At 54.9% G+C, this 16,650-nt stretch carries 19 protein-coding genes; 4 read left to right on the top strand and 15 right to left on the bottom strand.

Annotation, left to right across the window (positions count from 1 at the left end; all coding sequences use genetic code 11):
* The first annotated feature begins 13 nt into the window (after positions 1-13).
* Genes argB through C1J03_RS03450 form a run of 3 tightly spaced genes read left to right on the top strand, consistent with a single transcriptional unit; the run spans position 14 to position 2,098 of the window.
* Entirely contained in the window at positions 14-877 is an 864-nt protein-coding gene (gene argB, locus C1J03_RS03460; RefSeq protein WP_174234434.1) for an acetylglutamate kinase, read from the top strand.
* A 44-nt stretch (positions 878-921) separates the two neighbouring features.
* Positions 922-1,596, top strand: a complete 675-nt coding sequence (locus tag C1J03_RS03455) for a ferredoxin (protein WP_114883723.1) — start codon at positions 922-924, stop codon at positions 1,594-1,596.
* 1 nt (position 1,597) lies between these two features.
* Positions 1,598-2,098 carry a SixA phosphatase family protein gene (locus tag C1J03_RS03450; RefSeq protein ID WP_114883721.1) on the top strand — a complete coding sequence of 167 codons (501 nt, stop codon included), beginning with the start codon at positions 1,598-1,600 and terminating at the stop codon, positions 2,096-2,098.
* Here C1J03_RS03450 and C1J03_RS03445 read toward each other — a convergent pair.
* The 13 genes from C1J03_RS03445 to rpsM form a co-directional block, all read right to left on the bottom strand.
* Positions 2,095-2,862 (bottom strand): amino acid ABC transporter ATP-binding protein, encoded by a 768-nt coding sequence (locus tag C1J03_RS03445; protein ID WP_114883719.1) that lies wholly within the window; start codon positions 2,860-2,862, stop codon positions 2,095-2,097. The genes C1J03_RS03450 and C1J03_RS03445 overlap by 4 nt on opposite strands.
* Positions 2,863-2,877: 15 nt before the next feature.
* Complete coding sequence (locus C1J03_RS03440) at positions 2,878-4,176, bottom strand: amino acid ABC transporter permease (RefSeq protein WP_114883716.1); 1,299 nt, start codon at positions 4,174-4,176, stop codon at positions 2,878-2,880.
* Between the two features lie 3 nt (positions 4,177-4,179).
* Entirely contained in the window at positions 4,180-5,394 is a 1,215-nt protein-coding gene (locus C1J03_RS03435) for an amino acid ABC transporter permease (RefSeq protein ID WP_114883714.1), read from the bottom strand.
* A 136-nt stretch (positions 5,395-5,530) separates the two neighbouring features.
* Complete coding sequence (locus C1J03_RS03430) at positions 5,531-6,547, bottom strand: amino acid ABC transporter substrate-binding protein (protein WP_114888820.1); 1,017 nt, start codon at positions 6,545-6,547, stop codon at positions 5,531-5,533.
* Positions 6,548-6,748: 201 nt separating this feature from the next.
* On the bottom strand, positions 6,749-7,459 hold the full coding sequence (locus tag C1J03_RS03425; RefSeq protein WP_114883712.1) for an ATP12 family chaperone protein: 711 nt from the start codon (positions 7,457-7,459) through the stop codon (positions 6,749-6,751).
* Positions 7,456-8,139, bottom strand: coding sequence for an HAD-IA family hydrolase (locus C1J03_RS03420; protein WP_114883711.1), 684 nt, complete (start codon positions 8,137-8,139; stop codon positions 7,456-7,458). The genes C1J03_RS03425 and C1J03_RS03420 overlap by 4 nt, the downstream gene beginning before the upstream one ends.
* Positions 8,136-9,185, bottom strand: coding sequence for an RluA family pseudouridine synthase (locus C1J03_RS03415; RefSeq protein ID WP_114883709.1), 1,050 nt, complete (start codon positions 9,183-9,185; stop codon positions 8,136-8,138). The genes C1J03_RS03420 and C1J03_RS03415 overlap by 4 nt, the downstream gene beginning before the upstream one ends.
* Positions 9,182-9,562: a fluoride efflux transporter CrcB gene (gene crcB, locus C1J03_RS03410; RefSeq protein WP_114883707.1), complete on the bottom strand. Its 381-nt coding sequence runs from the start codon at positions 9,560-9,562 to the stop codon at positions 9,182-9,184. Before crcB ends, C1J03_RS03415 begins: the two co-directional genes overlap by 4 nt.
* A 31-nt stretch (positions 9,563-9,593) precedes the next feature.
* The gene (locus C1J03_RS03405; protein ID WP_114883704.1) at positions 9,594-10,901 is read right to left on the bottom strand and encodes a replication-associated recombination protein A; all 1,308 of its coding nucleotides are present in this window, start codon (positions 10,899-10,901) and stop codon (positions 9,594-9,596) included.
* 191 nt (positions 10,902-11,092) lie between these two features.
* Positions 11,093-11,515 carry a 50S ribosomal protein L17 gene (gene rplQ / locus C1J03_RS03400; RefSeq protein ID WP_114883702.1) on the bottom strand — a complete coding sequence of 141 codons (423 nt, stop codon included), beginning with the start codon at positions 11,513-11,515 and terminating at the stop codon, positions 11,093-11,095.
* A 158-nt stretch (positions 11,516-11,673) separates the two neighbouring features.
* Positions 11,674-12,690 (bottom strand): DNA-directed RNA polymerase subunit alpha, encoded by a 1,017-nt coding sequence (locus C1J03_RS03395; protein ID WP_114883700.1) that lies wholly within the window; start codon positions 12,688-12,690, stop codon positions 11,674-11,676.
* Between the two features lie 111 nt (positions 12,691-12,801).
* Positions 12,802-13,191, bottom strand: a complete 390-nt coding sequence (rpsK, locus tag C1J03_RS03390) for a 30S ribosomal protein S11 (RefSeq protein WP_114883698.1) — start codon at positions 13,189-13,191, stop codon at positions 12,802-12,804.
* Between the two features lie 15 nt (positions 13,192-13,206).
* Complete coding sequence (rpsM, locus tag C1J03_RS03385) at positions 13,207-13,575, bottom strand: 30S ribosomal protein S13 (protein ID WP_114883697.1); 369 nt, start codon at positions 13,573-13,575, stop codon at positions 13,207-13,209.
* A 275-nt stretch (positions 13,576-13,850) separates the two neighbouring features.
* On the opposite strand from rpsM, the gene C1J03_RS03380 reads away from it, so the two are divergent.
* Positions 13,851-14,528: a DUF2461 domain-containing protein gene (locus C1J03_RS03380; protein ID WP_114883695.1), complete on the top strand. Its 678-nt coding sequence runs from the start codon at positions 13,851-13,853 to the stop codon at positions 14,526-14,528.
* Here C1J03_RS03380 and C1J03_RS03375 read toward each other — a convergent pair.
* Together C1J03_RS03375 and secY are read right to left on the bottom strand one after the other, a co-directional pair.
* Positions 14,525-15,169, bottom strand: a complete 645-nt coding sequence (locus tag C1J03_RS03375; RefSeq protein ID WP_114883692.1) for an adenylate kinase — start codon at positions 15,167-15,169, stop codon at positions 14,525-14,527. The genes C1J03_RS03380 and C1J03_RS03375 overlap by 4 nt on opposite strands.
* Positions 15,166-16,539: a preprotein translocase subunit SecY gene (secY, locus tag C1J03_RS03370; protein WP_114883690.1), complete on the bottom strand. Its 1,374-nt coding sequence runs from the start codon at positions 16,537-16,539 to the stop codon at positions 15,166-15,168. Before secY ends, C1J03_RS03375 begins: the two co-directional genes overlap by 4 nt.
* Between the last annotated feature and the right edge of the window lie 111 nt (positions 16,540-16,650).

Below are 16,650 nucleotides of genomic sequence, written 5' to 3'. Positions count from 1 at the left end.
GATCACAAAGAAGATGAGAACGCAGAGCATGAACCGCGATTGGGCCGCCACCGCCGCCACACTATCACAGGCCCTGCCCTATATGCAGCGCTACAACAATGCGACCGTCGTGATCAAACTAGGCGGGCACGCAATGGGCAGCGATGAGGCGATGGAAGAATTCGCCCGTGACGTCGTGCTTATGCGCCAGGTCGGCGTTAATCCCGTGATCGTGCATGGCGGCGGGCCGATGATCAACGACATGCTCAAGCGTCTCAATATCAAATCTGAATTCATCGATGGCAAACGTGTGACGGATGCGGCCACCATGGATGTGGTCGAAATGGTCCTATCCGGCCTCGTTAACGCCAAGATCGTGCAAGCCATCTCGCAACAAGGCGGCCGCGCGGTTGGCGTGTCTGGCAAAGACAGCGGCCTGATCATCTGTGAGCCAGAAGACCCTGCTTTGGGTCTTGTGGGCAAGCCCAGCCAGATCAACCCACGTTTACTGAAAGATCTAGCCGACAAGGAAATAATCCCTGTCATTGCCCCTCTTGGCATGGGCAAGGGCGGCGAAACCTTCAACATCAACGGTGATACCGCCGCAGGTGCCATAGCTGCATCACTTGCAGCCGACCGTTTACTGCTGCTGACGGATGTCGCCGGGGTCAAGAACGCCGCCGGAGAGGTCCTAACTGAGCTTACACCTGACCAAATCCGCGAGATGACAGCCGAGGGCACCATTGCAGGCGGTATGATCCCCAAGACTGAAACTGCGTTGCAGGCGATAAAGGCTGGCGTCCGTGCTGCTGTTATCCTTGATGGCCGCGCGCCAAATGCTTGTCTTTTGGAGCTGTTTACCGAGCACGGTGCCGGCAGTATCATCCGCCTGAGCTAAGCCTGTATCATTGCGCCAGAACATTTGTGCGATAGTCTCACCTGATGACACCTAAAGATATCCCTGCACGGGGGCCTAACCCGACGCTGGATGACATTTCCCGTTCTATCGGACCCAGCTGTTTGTTTGTTATGGGCACACTGGCCCACCCTACATCGCCGGAACAAACGATTGTCCTGATTGGTGCGGATCATTCAATGTGGCCGGTCTTTACCCTTTCGCCAGAATACACTGACACTGCGCGCAACCCGCTTGATCGTTGGTCCAAGCGCATTATCGGTGCCCTTGCAACCACGCTGAAGGCCGAAGCCGTCTATCCATCGGATGGACCTCCCTATGCACCCTTCATCTCATGGGCGCTCGCCTCCGGGCAGTTTTTTCAAAGCCCGACAGGGATGATGGTGCATGTCAAAGCCGGGCTGATGATCTCAATCAGGGCGGCGCTTATCCTCGACCAAGCCATTGATCCGGACAAACCGGCAGCAAACCCCTGTGACAGTTGCGCTACCAAGCCTTGTGTCACCGCCTGCCCTGTTGATGCGCTCTCTAATCAACACTTCTACGATGTCGCGACCTGCAAGGCCTATCTGCGCAGCACAGCTGGGGCCGACTGCATGAACCACGGATGCAAAACCCGCACCGCCTGCCCCGTCAGTCAGAGCTTCAACCGCAACCCCGCGCAATCAGCATTTCACATGCGCGCATTTACAGGAGTCTGAAATGAAACGCCTAATCTTGATGCGTCACGCCAAATCCGATTGGTCTGCTGGGTTGCCCGATATCGAACGGTCGTTAAACCCTCGCGGCCAAACTTCTGCAAAGGCTCTGGGGGATTGGTTGCGCACGCAAGGCCATATGCCGGGTGCTGTCTTGTGTTCAGCGGCCTCAAGGACCCAAGAGACCCTCGCGCGGCTCACATTGCCGGCCGACATACCTGTGGAGGTCACACGCCTGCTTTACCTCGCTGAGGCCGCAACGATGGCGCAGGTCCTGCGCGAAGCCACCGCTGACCGCATCTTGATGGTGGGGCACAATCCCGGCATCGCCGACTTTGCGGCCGCTTTGCTGACGGAGCAACCTGACCACGAACAATTTTCCCGTTACCCGACCGGGGCAACGCTCATTGCGGATTTCGATATCAAGGAATGGAATGAGCTTAAAATGCACAGCGGCACGACGGTAGATTTCGTCGTGCCGCGTGAGTTTTCTGGTCGTACTTAGTGGCCTAGGATCTGGCTGAGGAACAGCTGTGTCCGTGGCGACTGAGGGTTGTTGAAGAACTCTTCGGGCTCGTTTTGCTCAACGATCTGCCCTTCGTCCATAAAGATCACGCGGTTTGCGACCTGACGGGCAAAGCCCATCTCGTGGGTCACGCAAAGCATGGTCATGCCTTCTTCGGCAAGCTCGATCATCGTGTCGAGAACTTCCTTGATCATCTCAGGGTCAAGCGCCGACGTCGGTTCATCAAACAACATGATGCGCGGACGCATGCACAAGCTACGCGCAATCGCCACACGCTGCTGCTGACCACCTGACAACTGGCCCGGATACTTGAGCGCCTGATCCGGAATCTTAACCTTCTCAAGGAAATGCATCGCCGTTTCTTCGGCTTCTTTCTTAGGCGTTTTACGCACCCAGATCGGAGCCAACGTGCAGTTCTCAAGGATCGTCAAGTGCGGGAACAGATTGAAGTGCTGAAAACACATACCAACTTCAGAGCGGATTTTGTCGATGTTCTTGAGGTCAGAAGACAGCAACGTGCCGTCAACTTCGATCGATCCTTTCTGATGTTCCTCCAGCGCGTTCACACAGCGGATCAACGTAGATTTACCAGAGCCAGACGGCCCGCAAATCACGATCCGCTCGCCGCGATACACCGTAAGGTCGATATCACGCAGCACGTGGAAAGTGCCGTACCATTTGTTCATGTTGTTAATGCTAATCGCGACTTCATCGGATACTTGCATTTGTTTTGCTTCGGCCATTGTTTCAGCCCTTTCTTAACGATGATCTGTTGCGAGACGGCGTTCAAGCCACTGCGAATATTGTGAAATGCCGTAACACACGACAAAGAATAGGACGCCCGCGAACATAAACAGTTCCCAGTAAATGCCGCCCCAATCAGTCGAGGCAAGGATCGGCCCGCGGATCATACCAATGATGTCAAAGAGCGAGATCACCGAAACCAACGTTGTATCCTTGAACAATCCAACCGCGATATTAACGATACCGGGGATCGAGATTTTCAGCGCCTGCGGCAGAACAATCAACCGCATGGATTGCGCATAATCCAACCCCAGTGAATCGCCCGCCTCATATTGCCCTTTGGGCAAGGCGGCCAAACCACCACGGATCACTTCGGCGATATAGGCCGAGGAGAACATGGTGATCATGATCACAACACGCAAGAACAAGTCGACGCTCGATTCCGGTGGAAACAAATATCCCAACATAACGTTCGCCACAAACAACAAGGTGATCAGCGGAACGCCACGAATAAATTCGATGAATACCACGCAGATCCACTTGACGACAGGAAGGCTCGATTGCCGCCCCAGTGCCAATGCAATTCCGATCGGCACCGACAGAGACACACAGGTCACACCCAGCATCATATTGAGCATGAAGCCACCCAGATCACGGCTAGGCACAGCGCTAAGCATCGCGTTATCTGACGCACCCTCGGGAATGAAAAGTCCCCCGATGTACCAAACAACAATGGCCGCAGCGATGCCGCCAAAGAAACCTGCTGCAAAGCTCTTCTTGAGGAAATGGCTGTAGACATAATACCCGGCCACAAAACCAATCATCGCTAAGATGGGAACAAGGATTGTCCCACCCCAAATCAGCCAATAGGCAAGGAAGGGGTAAACAGCCGTAAAGAGCAAAAGTTTGCGCGGCAGGTCAAAGAACAACACCGGTGCCGCTGCGACAAACAACAGCAAGGTTGCCAGCGAAGGACGCCAGTAACTTTCGCTTGGATAGGTAAACCCAAACAGCAGCTGGTTCCAACGTTCTGTCAGGACTGAAAAGCAACCGCCTGTCGCCCCTTCAAGTACGTCGCGGCATTCCTTGAGGCTATCCGTGTTCCAAACGCCATTAATCATCCAGGGGAATGTGGCGGAAACGATCAAAAAGATCACATAGACAGCCGCGATCGTCAGCAAGGCATTAGCCCATGTGGCGAAAAGGTTAGTACGCATCCAAAGGACCGGGCCGCTTGCTGCCATAGGTGGATCCAACGGCGGCAACGCTGTTTCCCGGACGAAGGCGACGGATTGTGCATGTTTATCTGACATGGCTTAGCGCTCCTTCAGCTTGGTGGCATTGTTGTAGACGTTCATCACCATCGAGATCGTCAACGAAATGGTCAGATAGAACGCCATCAACAGCACCACACATTCGATCGCGCGGCCCGTTTGATTGAGGGTAATCCCGCCAAGGGTCCCTGTGATGTCGGCATATCCAACCAAAATCGCCAGCGACGAGTTCTTGGTGATGTTCAAATACTGCGAAATTAGCGGTGGAATGATTACCCGCAAGGCTTGCGGAAGCACCACAAGGCTCATCACTCGGCCAGACCGCAGACCCAGCGCAGCGGCTGCTTCGCTCTGGCCACGTGACACGGCTTGGATACCAGCACGAACGTTTTCGGCGATAAAGGCACCGGTATAAACCGACAACGCGAACCAAAGCGCAATCAGAGGTGCACCAATCTGAATGCCACCCTTAAAGTTAAAGCCCTTAAGCTCGGGGTAATCGAGACCAATTGGCGATCCCATGACAAAGAACATCAGGATCGTTGGGACAAAAAAGATTGCAAACGACGGCCATAGCATTGGAAGCAACCGGCCCGTATCGAAAAGTAACTTTGTCGCATAGCGGCGATAAGCAAACACACCGATGATCGACGCGATAAAGGTCGCAACCACGACCATTGATCCCGGTCCCCAGATAGGCGCAGGGATATAAACGCCACGGTTGGTAAATGCGAACGCATCCATAAACATCGTAGATGACGGGGTTTCACCGCGAAACGCATTGGGCGCGGGCATGGAAACCGTCATGATTGTAAAGATGATCAAAATCCAGATCAGCAACGGAATGTTGCGAAAGATTTCGACGTAGACGGACATCAACTTGCGTACCAACCAGTTCTTGGAGAGGCGCAGAACACCAGCCAACACACCAAGCACGGTAGCTGTGATACAGGCCAGAAACGCAACCAACAGCGTGTTGATGATCCCGACCCAAGCGGCCTGAAGGTTCGTGGACTGACTGGTATAGGGGATCAGCGTTTGGTTAATGTCATAACCTGCCGGATTGCCCAAGAAATCAAAACTGATGTCCAGCCCTTGCTCGCGCAAGTTGGTGCCAACGTTTGAACCCAGATACCAGAACGCGAAAACCAGAACGGCTAGGGCGATAACTTGCATCGTAACGGATCGATAGCGCGTATCGTACAAAAGCATGGAGAGCCGAAACGACTCCCTTGGAGGGTCGGTCAATATCGTCATCTGGGACGTCCCTGTGTTGCCCGCCTTCCATCTCGATGGCACGTCGCTGCGTGCGGGAAGGTCGGAATTTTTATATATCTTAAAGCCTAAAGCGCGAAGGGCGCAGAATTATCTGCGCCCTTCGTTTTTGTCGTTCTTAGCGGAAAGGAGGCGTGTAAAGCAGGCCGCCATCTGTCCACAGAGCGTTCAAGCCACGTGCCAGACCGATTGGTGTGTCTTCGCCGATGTTCTTGGAGAAGATTTCACCGTAGTTACCACCGGCAGAAATGGCCGCTTTGGCCCAACCAGCGTCAAGACCCATCATCTCACCCAATGTACCTTCGGTACCCAACAGGCGGGCAACTTCAGGGTTATTGGTGTTGCCGGACATCTCTTCGATGTTGGCAGATGTGACACCCAGTTCTTCAGCTGCAACCAATGCATTCACTGTCCAACGGACAACATCGCCCCATTCGTTGTCGCCGTGGCGAACGAGTGGGCCAAGTGGCTCTTTGGAAATGATCTCAGGCAGCAGGACGTGGTCGCCTGGGCTTTCGAACGTTGCACGTGTCGCCGCCAGACCAGAAGCATCTGTGGTGTACGTGTCGCAAGCACCAGCAAGATACTGCTGCTGACCTTCGGCGTTTGTTTCGATAGGCACGGGCTCATAGCTGATGTTGTTGGCACGGAAGAAATCCGCGAGGTTCAGCTCTGTTGTTGTACCCGTTTGGATACAAACAGTTGCGCCGTCCAATTCTTTGGCGGACGAAACACCCAATGCTTTGGGCACCATGAAGCCTTGGCCGTCATAGTAGTTGATACCGATGAAGTCGAACTTTAGGTCAACATCACGGGAGAACGTCCACGTGGTGTTACGCGCCAGCATGTCGATCTCGCCCGAAGCAAGTGCGGTAAAGCGTGTCTTGCCTGTTGTCGGGATGAATTCAACAGCTGTTGGGTCGTTCAGAACAGCAGCGGCAACCGCGCGGCATACAGCCACGTCAAAGCCGGACCATTCGCCGTTCGCATCCGGTGCAGCAAAGCCCACCAGACCAGTAGTAACACCGCAGTTCAGCTTGCCACGCGCTTTGACATCGTCAAGCGTACCAGCTGCTGCAATGCCGGCCGCCAGACCGGCAACGGTCAGCGTACCAATAAGTACAGATTTTTTCATTTTTACCTCTTCCTGATTTTCCGCCATGTTGTTTGACGGTTAGATCCGACGGGTTTTCACGCCGTAACTCCCACTATGCATTATAGTTCTCGCATAGTGGCGCACAGTCTGCTCGAAATGACGCCTAAGCGTCAAGGGCAGCCCCAACAAATCGCAGTAAAAACTCAGCTTGACCAAGCGTAAACTTTCAATAGCGGGAATCTAGGTATCAGATAGGTCAAACATGCGCTTTGCATGCTCAAATGCCCTCTGTTTAAGGGCCGCCATGGATTCGGCGTCTTCGTCAGCCCCCCACTGCTCAGCTTGCCAGCGCTCGTCCAAACGAGAAATATCCCAAATATCACCCGCAAAACGTGCATTTTGTGACGCGGCAAGCCCTAGAACCCAAGATCCTGACAGACTAACTAAGTCATGAAATGCTGCCAGGTCGAACGCTCCCATTTGGTGGGTAAGCTCAGTGGCCCGTGCGCGTGTCTGCTCAGATTGCGGCACGTGAACCACACCGATTCGGGTGTGAAAAATTATTCCATGTTCTTGGCGTACCCAATCCAGCATCGGGTCCCAAATCTCGTTTTGCCGCGCGACCAGCGATTCTGGTTGGTCTGCGCGGTAGCACAAGAGATCACTATCAGCATACGCCGCCAACATATCTGCCACTTCGGCGTGCTGTATCGCGACCTTATCAATCGCGGCATTTGCGGTCTTCGTGACTGGCATCAGGGCCGGATTGATTGTGCCTTCTTGCGCGTCCCATTCAGCCGCAGCGGCTTGCGCCATCTTGCGTGTCGGCAAGATCAGCGCGCGCTTTGCCGGTGTTTTGACCGGACGACCATCTAAGGTGACAGTAAATCCGCCTTCGGCCTCTTCAACTGTTGCCTCTGCCCAGAAACGTTTGGCCTTCCAATCGCTCATGACACAGTCTCCCAGATGCGCTGCACAAGCGGGCCAAGCGCGTCGAACCCTTCGATATTGTACTGCGCAGCACCCAAACGTTCTGGACCATGATAGCCCCAAGAAACGCCGATCCCGGTCACACCTGCCGCTGCCGCCATATCCATGTCAAAGCTTGTATCACCAACCATAACAGCATCTGACTTTTCGACGCCCGCATCGCGCAGCGCCTCAAAGATCATCGACGGATGCGGTTTGGAGGGGTGAAAATCGGCAACCTGACGCGTGACAAAGAACTTTTCTAATCCATGCCCCTCGATCAGCTTATCGAGGCCACGCTTGCTTTTGCCTGTCGCCACACCGAGCAGAACATCGGGCATCATGTGCAGCTCTTCCAACGCCTCTCGTGCGCCAGGATAAAGAGGGGATGACGCCGCCGTGCCTGTCTGCGCACGCAAGGTCATGTAAGCGTCTTTGTACCCCTGAACCAAGCGGCCATGCATCACGGTATCTTCTTCTGGGGCCAAAATCGGCATCGCCACATCAAGCGACAGACCGACGATCCCAAGCACCGAGTTCAGGATCGGCGGCACCAATCCTTCGGCCTGAAACGCCGCCGTCATCGCAGCCGAGATGTCGCCTTGGCTGTCGACCAAAGTGCCGTCTACGTCAAAGATCACCAGCCGCAAGCGGCCCGTCATGACCAGTCTTCCTCGAAAGGATCCGTAGGCACATCCGCCGGGAACCACTGGAATGTGTCCCAAGTACGCAGCATATGATCGGGCATTGGGGCCACAAGATTCAGCCGCGCTTTTGTCACAGGATGCTCAATCGTCAGAGACCGCGCATGCAGATGCAGCTTCTTTGAGATGTCGCCACCCAATTGCGCACCCCAGCCATCGCCCATGTTTTCTTGGCTAGACCCGCCGTATTTGCCGTCGCCCACAATCGGATGCCCGATTTCAGCCATATGCGCACGCAGCTGGTGAGTCCGACCGGTCACAGGAATAAGTGCTGCCCAACAGGTGCGGCTGCCGGCCTGCGCCAGAACCGTGTAGTCGGTAGTGGCCCGCTTGGCACCCTCGGTGGTGTCGATGTCGCGCGGATGCACGGCTACCATCTTTTCACCTTCGCCGCGCACACCGTGCCCGCCCGCTTTGACCAATCCAAACTTGATTTGGCCATTGCGCGGATGGGGCACACCCGCAATTGCTGCCCAGTAAATCTTGCGCGTCTCGCGGTGCCGAAACGAAGCCGTCAGCGCAGCTGCGACCGACCGAGACCGCGCCATGATCAGCACGCCCGACGTGTCCTTATCGAGCCGGTGCACCAGCCGTGGCTTTTCGTCCAGATCAAACATCAGCGCATCGGCCAACGCGTCCACATGACGGTCAGATTGGCCGGAACCGCCCTGCACCGGCAGGCCCGGAGGCTTGTTGAGCACAATGACATGATCGTCGCGGTAAATCACACAAGACCGAATGAATTTCGCGTCTGCATCCGTGACGCGAGTCCGCTTTGGTGGTGGCGGAGCTTCGGTGTCAGGCAACGGCGGCACGCGTATTTGCTGTCCGACCTCAAGCCGCGTTGATGCTTTGACCCGCCCGCCATCGACGCGGATGTCGCCCTTGCGGCACATCTTTTCGATGCGCCCTTGAGATATCAGCGGGAAAACGCGTTTGAACCAACGGTCCAACCGCTGATCACCGTCGCCCTCTTCAATCACTAATGTTTGTACTCGGCTCATGAAAGGACCCCTCTGGTCATCCAAACCCCCAACATAAGGGCCCCTATCGACACCACCACCGATACCAAGACGTAAAACGCCGCGGCCGTGATATTGCCACGCTCAATCAACAGCACCGTCTCAAGCGAAAAGGCGGAGAATGTTGTAAAACCGCCCAAAAGCCCCGTCATCACCAATGGACTGAGATGCGTCAGGCCCCGCTCGGCGGCAAAGACGACAAAGACGCCCATTAGAAACGACCCGACGACGTTGACAAAAATAATCGCCACCGGAAAATCTGATGGACCCAACAGGCGCAAGACCGCAACACCAGACAGGAACCGCAGCCCTGCACCGACAGCGCCTCCAAGGGCGACAAGAGAAAGCGTTGAAATCATGCCCGTGCTGTCGTCCTTCGAGGCCGGGATGTCAAGTTTTCCGCTTTGCGCGCAGCCCTGCAAAGTAATCCAGTCGCTTTTTTAGCTCGCGCTCAAAGCCGCGTTCGACCGGTTGGTAAAGATCTGGGCGCGCCATACTGTCAGGAAAGTAGTTTTGCCCCGAAAATCCATCCTCTGCATCATGGTCATAGGCATAGCCAGCGCCATATCCTTGATCCTTCATCATAGACGTCGCAGCATTCAGGATATGTTTGGGAGGTGGCTCTGAGCCAGTCTTTTTGGCCGCAGCCCGCGCGCCTTTGTAGGCCACATAAGCAGCGTTGGATTTCGGGGCGAGCGCCAGATACGTCACCGCTTGCGCCAATGCCAACTCCCCTTCGGGACTACCAAGGCGCTCGTAGGTTTCCCAACATTGCAAGCACACGGCCTGCGCCTGAGGATCGGCCAAACCGATATCCTCGACTGCCATCCGCGTGATCCGGCGCGCCAGATAGCGGGGGTCTTCGCCGCCCTCGAGCATACGCGCAAACCAATAAAGCGCGGCGTCCGGATCACTGCCGCGTACCGATTTATGCAAGGCTGAGATCAGGTTGTAATGCGCGTCACCAGATTTGTCGTATTGTGCCGCGCGTTTCATCAGACGCTTGGACAAAGCATCCGTGCCCAACGTGCCGTCGACCTTCCACGCCGCGACCTGCTCAATCAGGTTCAACAGCGCACGCCCGTCGCCGTCCGCCATATTCATCAAAGCATTACGCGCGTGATCGTCCAGCGGCAGGATTTGATCCAGCTCCTGCTCAGCGCGCAGTGCCAGTTTTTCTAGATCATCCAAGGCCAATCGCTCAAGCACGAGCACCTGCGCCCGGCTTAGCACAGCTGCATTCAACTCAAAGCTGGGGTTTTCAGTGGTTGCGCCCACAAGCAGGATGGTCCCATCCTCCATATGCGGCAGAAACCCGTCTTGCTGCGCTTTGTTAAAGCGATGTATTTCGTCGACAAATAGCAGCGTTCCCTGCCCGTTTTGTCGCCGAATTTTTGCCGCCTCAAAGACTTTGCGCAACTCTGGCACACCGCTAAAGATAGCAGATATCTGGACAAAATGCAGATCCGTCTCATCTGCCAAAAGCCGCGCGATGGTGGTTTTTCCAACACCCGGTGGACCCCAGAAAACCAAGGAACTCAGAACACCAGAGGCCAGCATCACGGTAAGTGGGGCATCTGGTCCAAGTACCTGGTCCTGACCAATCACCTCGGCCAGGGCACGCGGCCGCAACCGATCCGCGAGAGGTCGATGGGTACTCTCTACACGCGCGGGGCCGCTGCCGAACAAATCAACCATCCTACAGATACCCCCGCAGGGATAAGTCGACAGTTCTATGGATCAGGGCAAAAACTCTCATGACATATGATATGCGCGGGGGGATGGTTCTGCGCAACTCTCCTTAGGCCGAATGTTCGCACCCATACCCTCAAAAACAAAGAACCCCGCCAAAGGCGGGGCTCAAGGGCATTAACCTATGCAGGTAACGCTTATTCTTGCTCAGCAACTTCTTCGGCTGCAACACGGGCTTTGTCGCCTGCGCCTTTTGCATCACGGTCACGGTCAACAAATTCGATGATTGCCATTGGCGCCATGTCACCATAGCGGAAACCGGCCTTAAGGACGCGCACATAACCACCTTGGCGGTCTTTGTAACGTGGGCCCAAGATATCAAAAAGCTTTGTAACAAACTGGTCTTGCTTAAGCTTTGATGCCGCCTGACGACGGGCATGCAAATCGCCACGTTTGGCCAGCGTGATCATCTTTTCGATGATTGGCTTAAGTTCTTTTGCCTTAGGCAATGTTGTTTTGATTTGCTCATGTTCAATGAGCGAGCCTGCCATGTTAGCCCAGAGCGCCTTGCGGTGCTCATGTGTGCGGTTCAGGCGGCGGTATCCACGTGCGTGACGCATTTCTTATCTCCAAAATGATGCCCTCTACGGGCGGTTATGCTTTGTACGAGCCGTGATGCGTGTCAGCGGCCTTGTTGGGGCGGAATGCCCGGGTCTTTAAGGGGGTGACTTGCGGCCACCCCCTCGACACCCCCCGTATACCGGGGGAATGCGTAATCTTAGAACGAATCCTCGAACTTCTTGGCAAGGTCTTCGATGTTGTCAGGTGGCCAATCCTCGACGTCCATACCAAGGTGCAGACCCATACCAGACAACACTTCCTTGATTTCGTTCAAGGACTTGCGGCCAAAGTTTGGCGTGCGCAGCATCTCGGCCTCGGTCTTTTGAATGAGGTCCCCGATGTACACGATGTTGTCGTTCTTCAGGCAGTTTGCCGAACGAACAGACAGCTCCAACTCGTCCACTTTCTTGAGCAGAAGCGGGTTGAACTCAAGACCATCGTCATCGTCCTGACGCGAAGCTGATTCAGGCTCATCGAAGTTAACAAAGATGCCCAGCTGGTCCTGCAGGATGCGTGCAGCGAAAGCTACAGCGTCGTCCGGCGTGATAGAACCATCAGTTTCAACCTTCATCGTCAGCTTATCATAATCCAGCACCTGACCTTCGCGGGTGGGCTGTACATCATAGCTAACCTTCTTGACCGGCGAATAGATTGCGTCGATCGGGATCAAACCAATGGGTGCATCCTCTGGCTTGTTCTTGTCCGCAGACACGTAACCTTTGCCAGTGTTGACCATCAGCTCCATGTAGATGTCGGCACCATCATCGAGGTGACAGATCACATGGTCGCGGTTCAGAATTTCGATGCCGGCTGATTCAGAGATATCGCCTGCTGTCACAACGCCTGGACCCTTTGCAGAGATCGACAGACGCTTTGGTCCTTCGACTTCCATCCGGATGCTAACACCCTTGAGGTTCAAGATGATGTCAGTGACGTCTTCACGCACACCAGCAACGCTTGAGAATTCATGCAGCACGTTGTCGATCTGAACAGACGTGATCGCAGCACCCTGCAACGAGCTCATCAGCACGCGACGCAGCGCGTTACCCATGGTCAAACCAAAACCACGCTCAAGCGGTTCGGCAATCACAGTCGCCTGACGCGCAGGATCGTTACCCGGTTTGACTTCAAGCTGCTGTGGCTTGATCAATTCGGCCCAATTTTTATGGATCATATGTCCCTCCATCCTTGTTCATGCCTCATGTCCAAAAGGCGCGAACTCTCGAGGTTTCAAAAAAGCGGAATGGGGCCAGTGAAAACTCACCAGCCCCAGTATCGTAAAAGCTTAGACGCGGCGGCGCTTTGGAGGGCGGCAGCCGTTGTGTGCCATAGGCGTCACGTCGCGGATGGACGTGATGTTAAAGCCTGCAGCCGCCAGCGCACGCAGCGCGCTTTCGCGGCCAGAACCAGCACCTTGCACTTCAACTTCAAGCGTTTTCACGCCGTGGTCTTGTGCTTTGCGGCCCACGTCCTCTGCGGCCATCTGAGCTGCATAAGGTGTCGATTTACGAGACCCTTTAAAGCCCATGGTGCCAGCGGAAGACCATGCAATTGCGTTGCCCTGAACGTCAGAGATCAGGATTTTTGTGTTGTTGAAGGAAGAATTCACATGCGCCACACCTGCGGCGATGTTCTTGGAAACCTTCTTCTTAGCGCGTGTCTTTTCGCGTGCCATCGGTCAGATCCTCCCTTATTTCTTCTTACCAGCAATGGCCTTTGCGGGGCCTTTGCGAGTGCGAGCATTTGTGTGAGTACGCTGACCGCGAACCGGAAGGTTGCGACGATGGCGCAGGCCACGGTAGCAGCCAAGGTCCATCAGACGCTTGATGTTCATCTGTGTGTCCCGACGCAGGTCACCTTCGACAGAGTAGTTCTCGTCGATGTGCTCGCGTACTTTCAGGACTTCAGCATCGGACAACTCATTTACGCGACGCGCTGGGTCAATGCCCACTGCTTCGCAGATCGCTTGCGCGGAGGTTGTACCGATACCGGTGATATATGTGAGGGCGATTGGAACCCGCTTTGCAGTCGGGATGTTTACGCCGGCAATACGTGCCACGTGTCATATTCCTTTTTGTCGCGGGTCCGTCATACCAGACCCTTTTTTCACAACATAAGCCCGAAGCGTTTATGGCGCATCGGGCCCGGCTGATCAGGTGTTCTTGCGCAGGGCGTGATCGGTGCCCGTTGCAATACGATTCTCGTCAGAGATAGCGCTGGGTAGGGCTTTTCTCAGGGGGCGTCAAGTCAGACATAACCTCAATCGAAGATGGGCTTTGCCTACGCTTGTTTAGATGATCTAGATAGGATGCAAATTCAAGGGGACGTCGGATAATGTCAGGGTTTTCCAATCAGAGCTTTTCAGTTCTGGCCGAGTTACAGGCAAACAACACCAAAGAGTGGTACGACGCTAACAAAGACCGCCTTGTAACCCATGTCCGCGCACCCTTTGCTGCGATGCTTGGAATAACAACTGCTCTCCTCGAAGGCAGCAGCCTTCCTATGATCGGCAGCGACAAGACGATGTTCCGCCAAAACCGTGATGTTCGATTTTCCAAAGATAAGACGCTGTATAAAACCAACGTCTCGGGCATGTTAACGCCCTCCGGGGTCAAAGGTGGGCTGGCCGGGTTGGTTTATGCACAGCTGGGGCCGGAGGGCGGCTTTCTGGCTGCGGGATATTACCAACTGTCAACGCCGCAGCTGAACTTGGTGCGCGATCAAATCCTTGCCAACCCGGCCCGGTTTACAGAGATCACCGATGCTCTTGCGGTCAAGGGGCTGGTACGTTCCAGCGAGGGGAGCCTCAAGACGATGCCGCGCGGCTATACTCAGCACGCAGATCACGAGCTGGCAGATGCGCTTCGACTTAAAAGGTACGTTGTTTCCACGCCGCAGCCAAAGGAGGTCTGGCTGAACGGCGATATCGTTGAGCATATCGTGGCAATGGCTGAAGCAATCGCACCCCTGCTCCGCTTTGGACGAGACGCGCTCAGCAAGCAGGCCAGCTAGGCGTCAAGAACCTTTGCGATGCTCGTTTGCACAACTGCAATGTCACCCAGACCGTCAACTACGCCTAACTTATCTTTGGCGTAGTAATACCCGATCAGCGGTGATGTCTGTTTGTAATAAGCCATCAGACGAGTCTTGAGGCTTTCCTCATTATCATCAGCACGGCGTTTGAATTCAGTGTGACCACAATGGCTGCATTTGCCATCCGCTGGGATCGGTGCAGTCTTGTCGTTATAAACTTCGCCGCAGTCACCACAGGTCGACCGAGCTGTAATGCGTTCTACCAAAGCAGTGTCATCAACCCTCATCTCGATCACATGATCCAGTGCTTGGCCTTCTGCATCCATCAAACGCGTCAGCGCATCTGCCTGCTCCAACGTGCGCGGAAAGCCGTCAAAGATAAATCCACCGCCAGTGTCGCCTTGCAGCTTCTCTTTGATCAGCCCGATCACGATCTCATCCGTCACCAATTCTCCACGGGCCATGACGCCGGCAACCATATTGCCCATCTCGGTCCCGCTGTCCTTGGCCTCTCGCAGCATATCGCCAGTCGAAAGCTGGATCATGCCGCGCCCATCAACCAGATGCCGCGCTTGTGTGCCTTTACCGGCACCGGGTGGTCCAAGCAGAATTATGTTCATCGGCGTACTGGGCTCCGTTTTTTGCGGGGCTTGCCCGACTTGCTGGATTTGCCGCGCAACTGCGACTTTTCAAGCAGACCTTCGTATTGATGCGCAAGCAGATGGCTTTGCACTTGCTGGATTGTATCCATTGTAACGGAAACCACAATCAGCACAGATGTACCGCCGAAATAGAACGGGATCGCGAACTGACCCCGCAAGATCTCAGGGAGCAAACAAACCGCAGCGAGATAGGCAGAGCCAAGGACAAGCAGGCGGTTCACCACATATTCTAGATACTCTGCAGTGCGCTTACCTGGGCGAATACCCGGAACAAAACCGTTCTGGTTTTTAAGGTTATCAGCCACATCATCAGGCTTGAAGCTGACGTTGAATGTGTAGAAATACGCAAAGAACACGATCATCGCCACAAAGAACAACAGGTACAGCGGCTGACCGGGGCCAAAGTTTGCCAGCAGCCAAGACATAATCGGGTTGGTCGAATTGCCCGAGAACGTGCTGATCGTCACCGGCAAAAGCAGCAAGGACGAGGCAAAGATCGCAGGGATCACGCCAGCAGGGTTAACTTTGACCGGCAGGTGGCTGGAGCCCCCGTCATAGACCTTCATCCCGACCTGACGGCGCGGGTACTGGATATGGATCTTGCGCAGAGCGCGTTCCATAAAGACCACGAACATGATTGTCGCAATCACCATGACCAACACGGCCACAATAATCGCAGGGCTGATCGCGCCAGACCGGCCAGAAGCAAAGAACTGCGCCAGTGCAGCAGGAACTTCGGCGATAATGCCCACAAAGATGATCAGCGAGATGCCATTACCGATGCCACGTGCCGTGATTTGCTCACCAAGCCACATCAGGAACATCGTGCCGCCAACAAGTGTGATCATACACACAATGCGGAAATAGAGACCTGGATCAGCGGCAATGTCGCCCGCTTCAAGCGAAACGGCCAAGCCGTAAGCCTGCAATGTCGCAAGCGCCACGGTGCCAAAACGGGTGTATTGGTTGATTTTCTTGCGGCCCTGCTCGCCCTCTTTCTTGAGTTGCTCAAGCGAGGGAACCATCGACGTCAAAAGCTGAACGATGATCGAAGCCGAAATATAAGGCATGATACCAAGCGCAAAGATACCCATGCGTCCTAGCGCGCCGCCAGTAAACATCGAAACCATGCCGCCAATACCTTGGCCAGCGCTTTCCATGAACTGACGCAGTGCCGCGCCGTCGATGCCCGGAACAGGGATGAACGTCCCCAACCGGTAAATAATCAGTAATCCCAGCGTAAACAGGATGCGGTGGCGCAGGTCCGTGGCCTTGCCAAAGGCAGACCAGCTGGAGTTTGCGGCCATGTTTTCGACGGCTGATACCATGTTAAGGCTCTTTTCTGTTGGCACAACGCCGCCCGTGCCGTTTTCCGGCGGGCGGCGTTAAGGAAAACTCGAACTATTATGTAAGCGGCTTGCTAGCCGCTCACAAGTCAC

It is taken from the genome of Sulfitobacter sp. SK012 (assembly GCF_003352085.1).
GTDB lineage: Bacteria > Pseudomonadota > Alphaproteobacteria > Rhodobacterales > Rhodobacteraceae > Sulfitobacter.
Note: the sequence above shows the minus strand (reverse complement) of the source record. Positions and strands in the feature narration are given on the sequence as shown.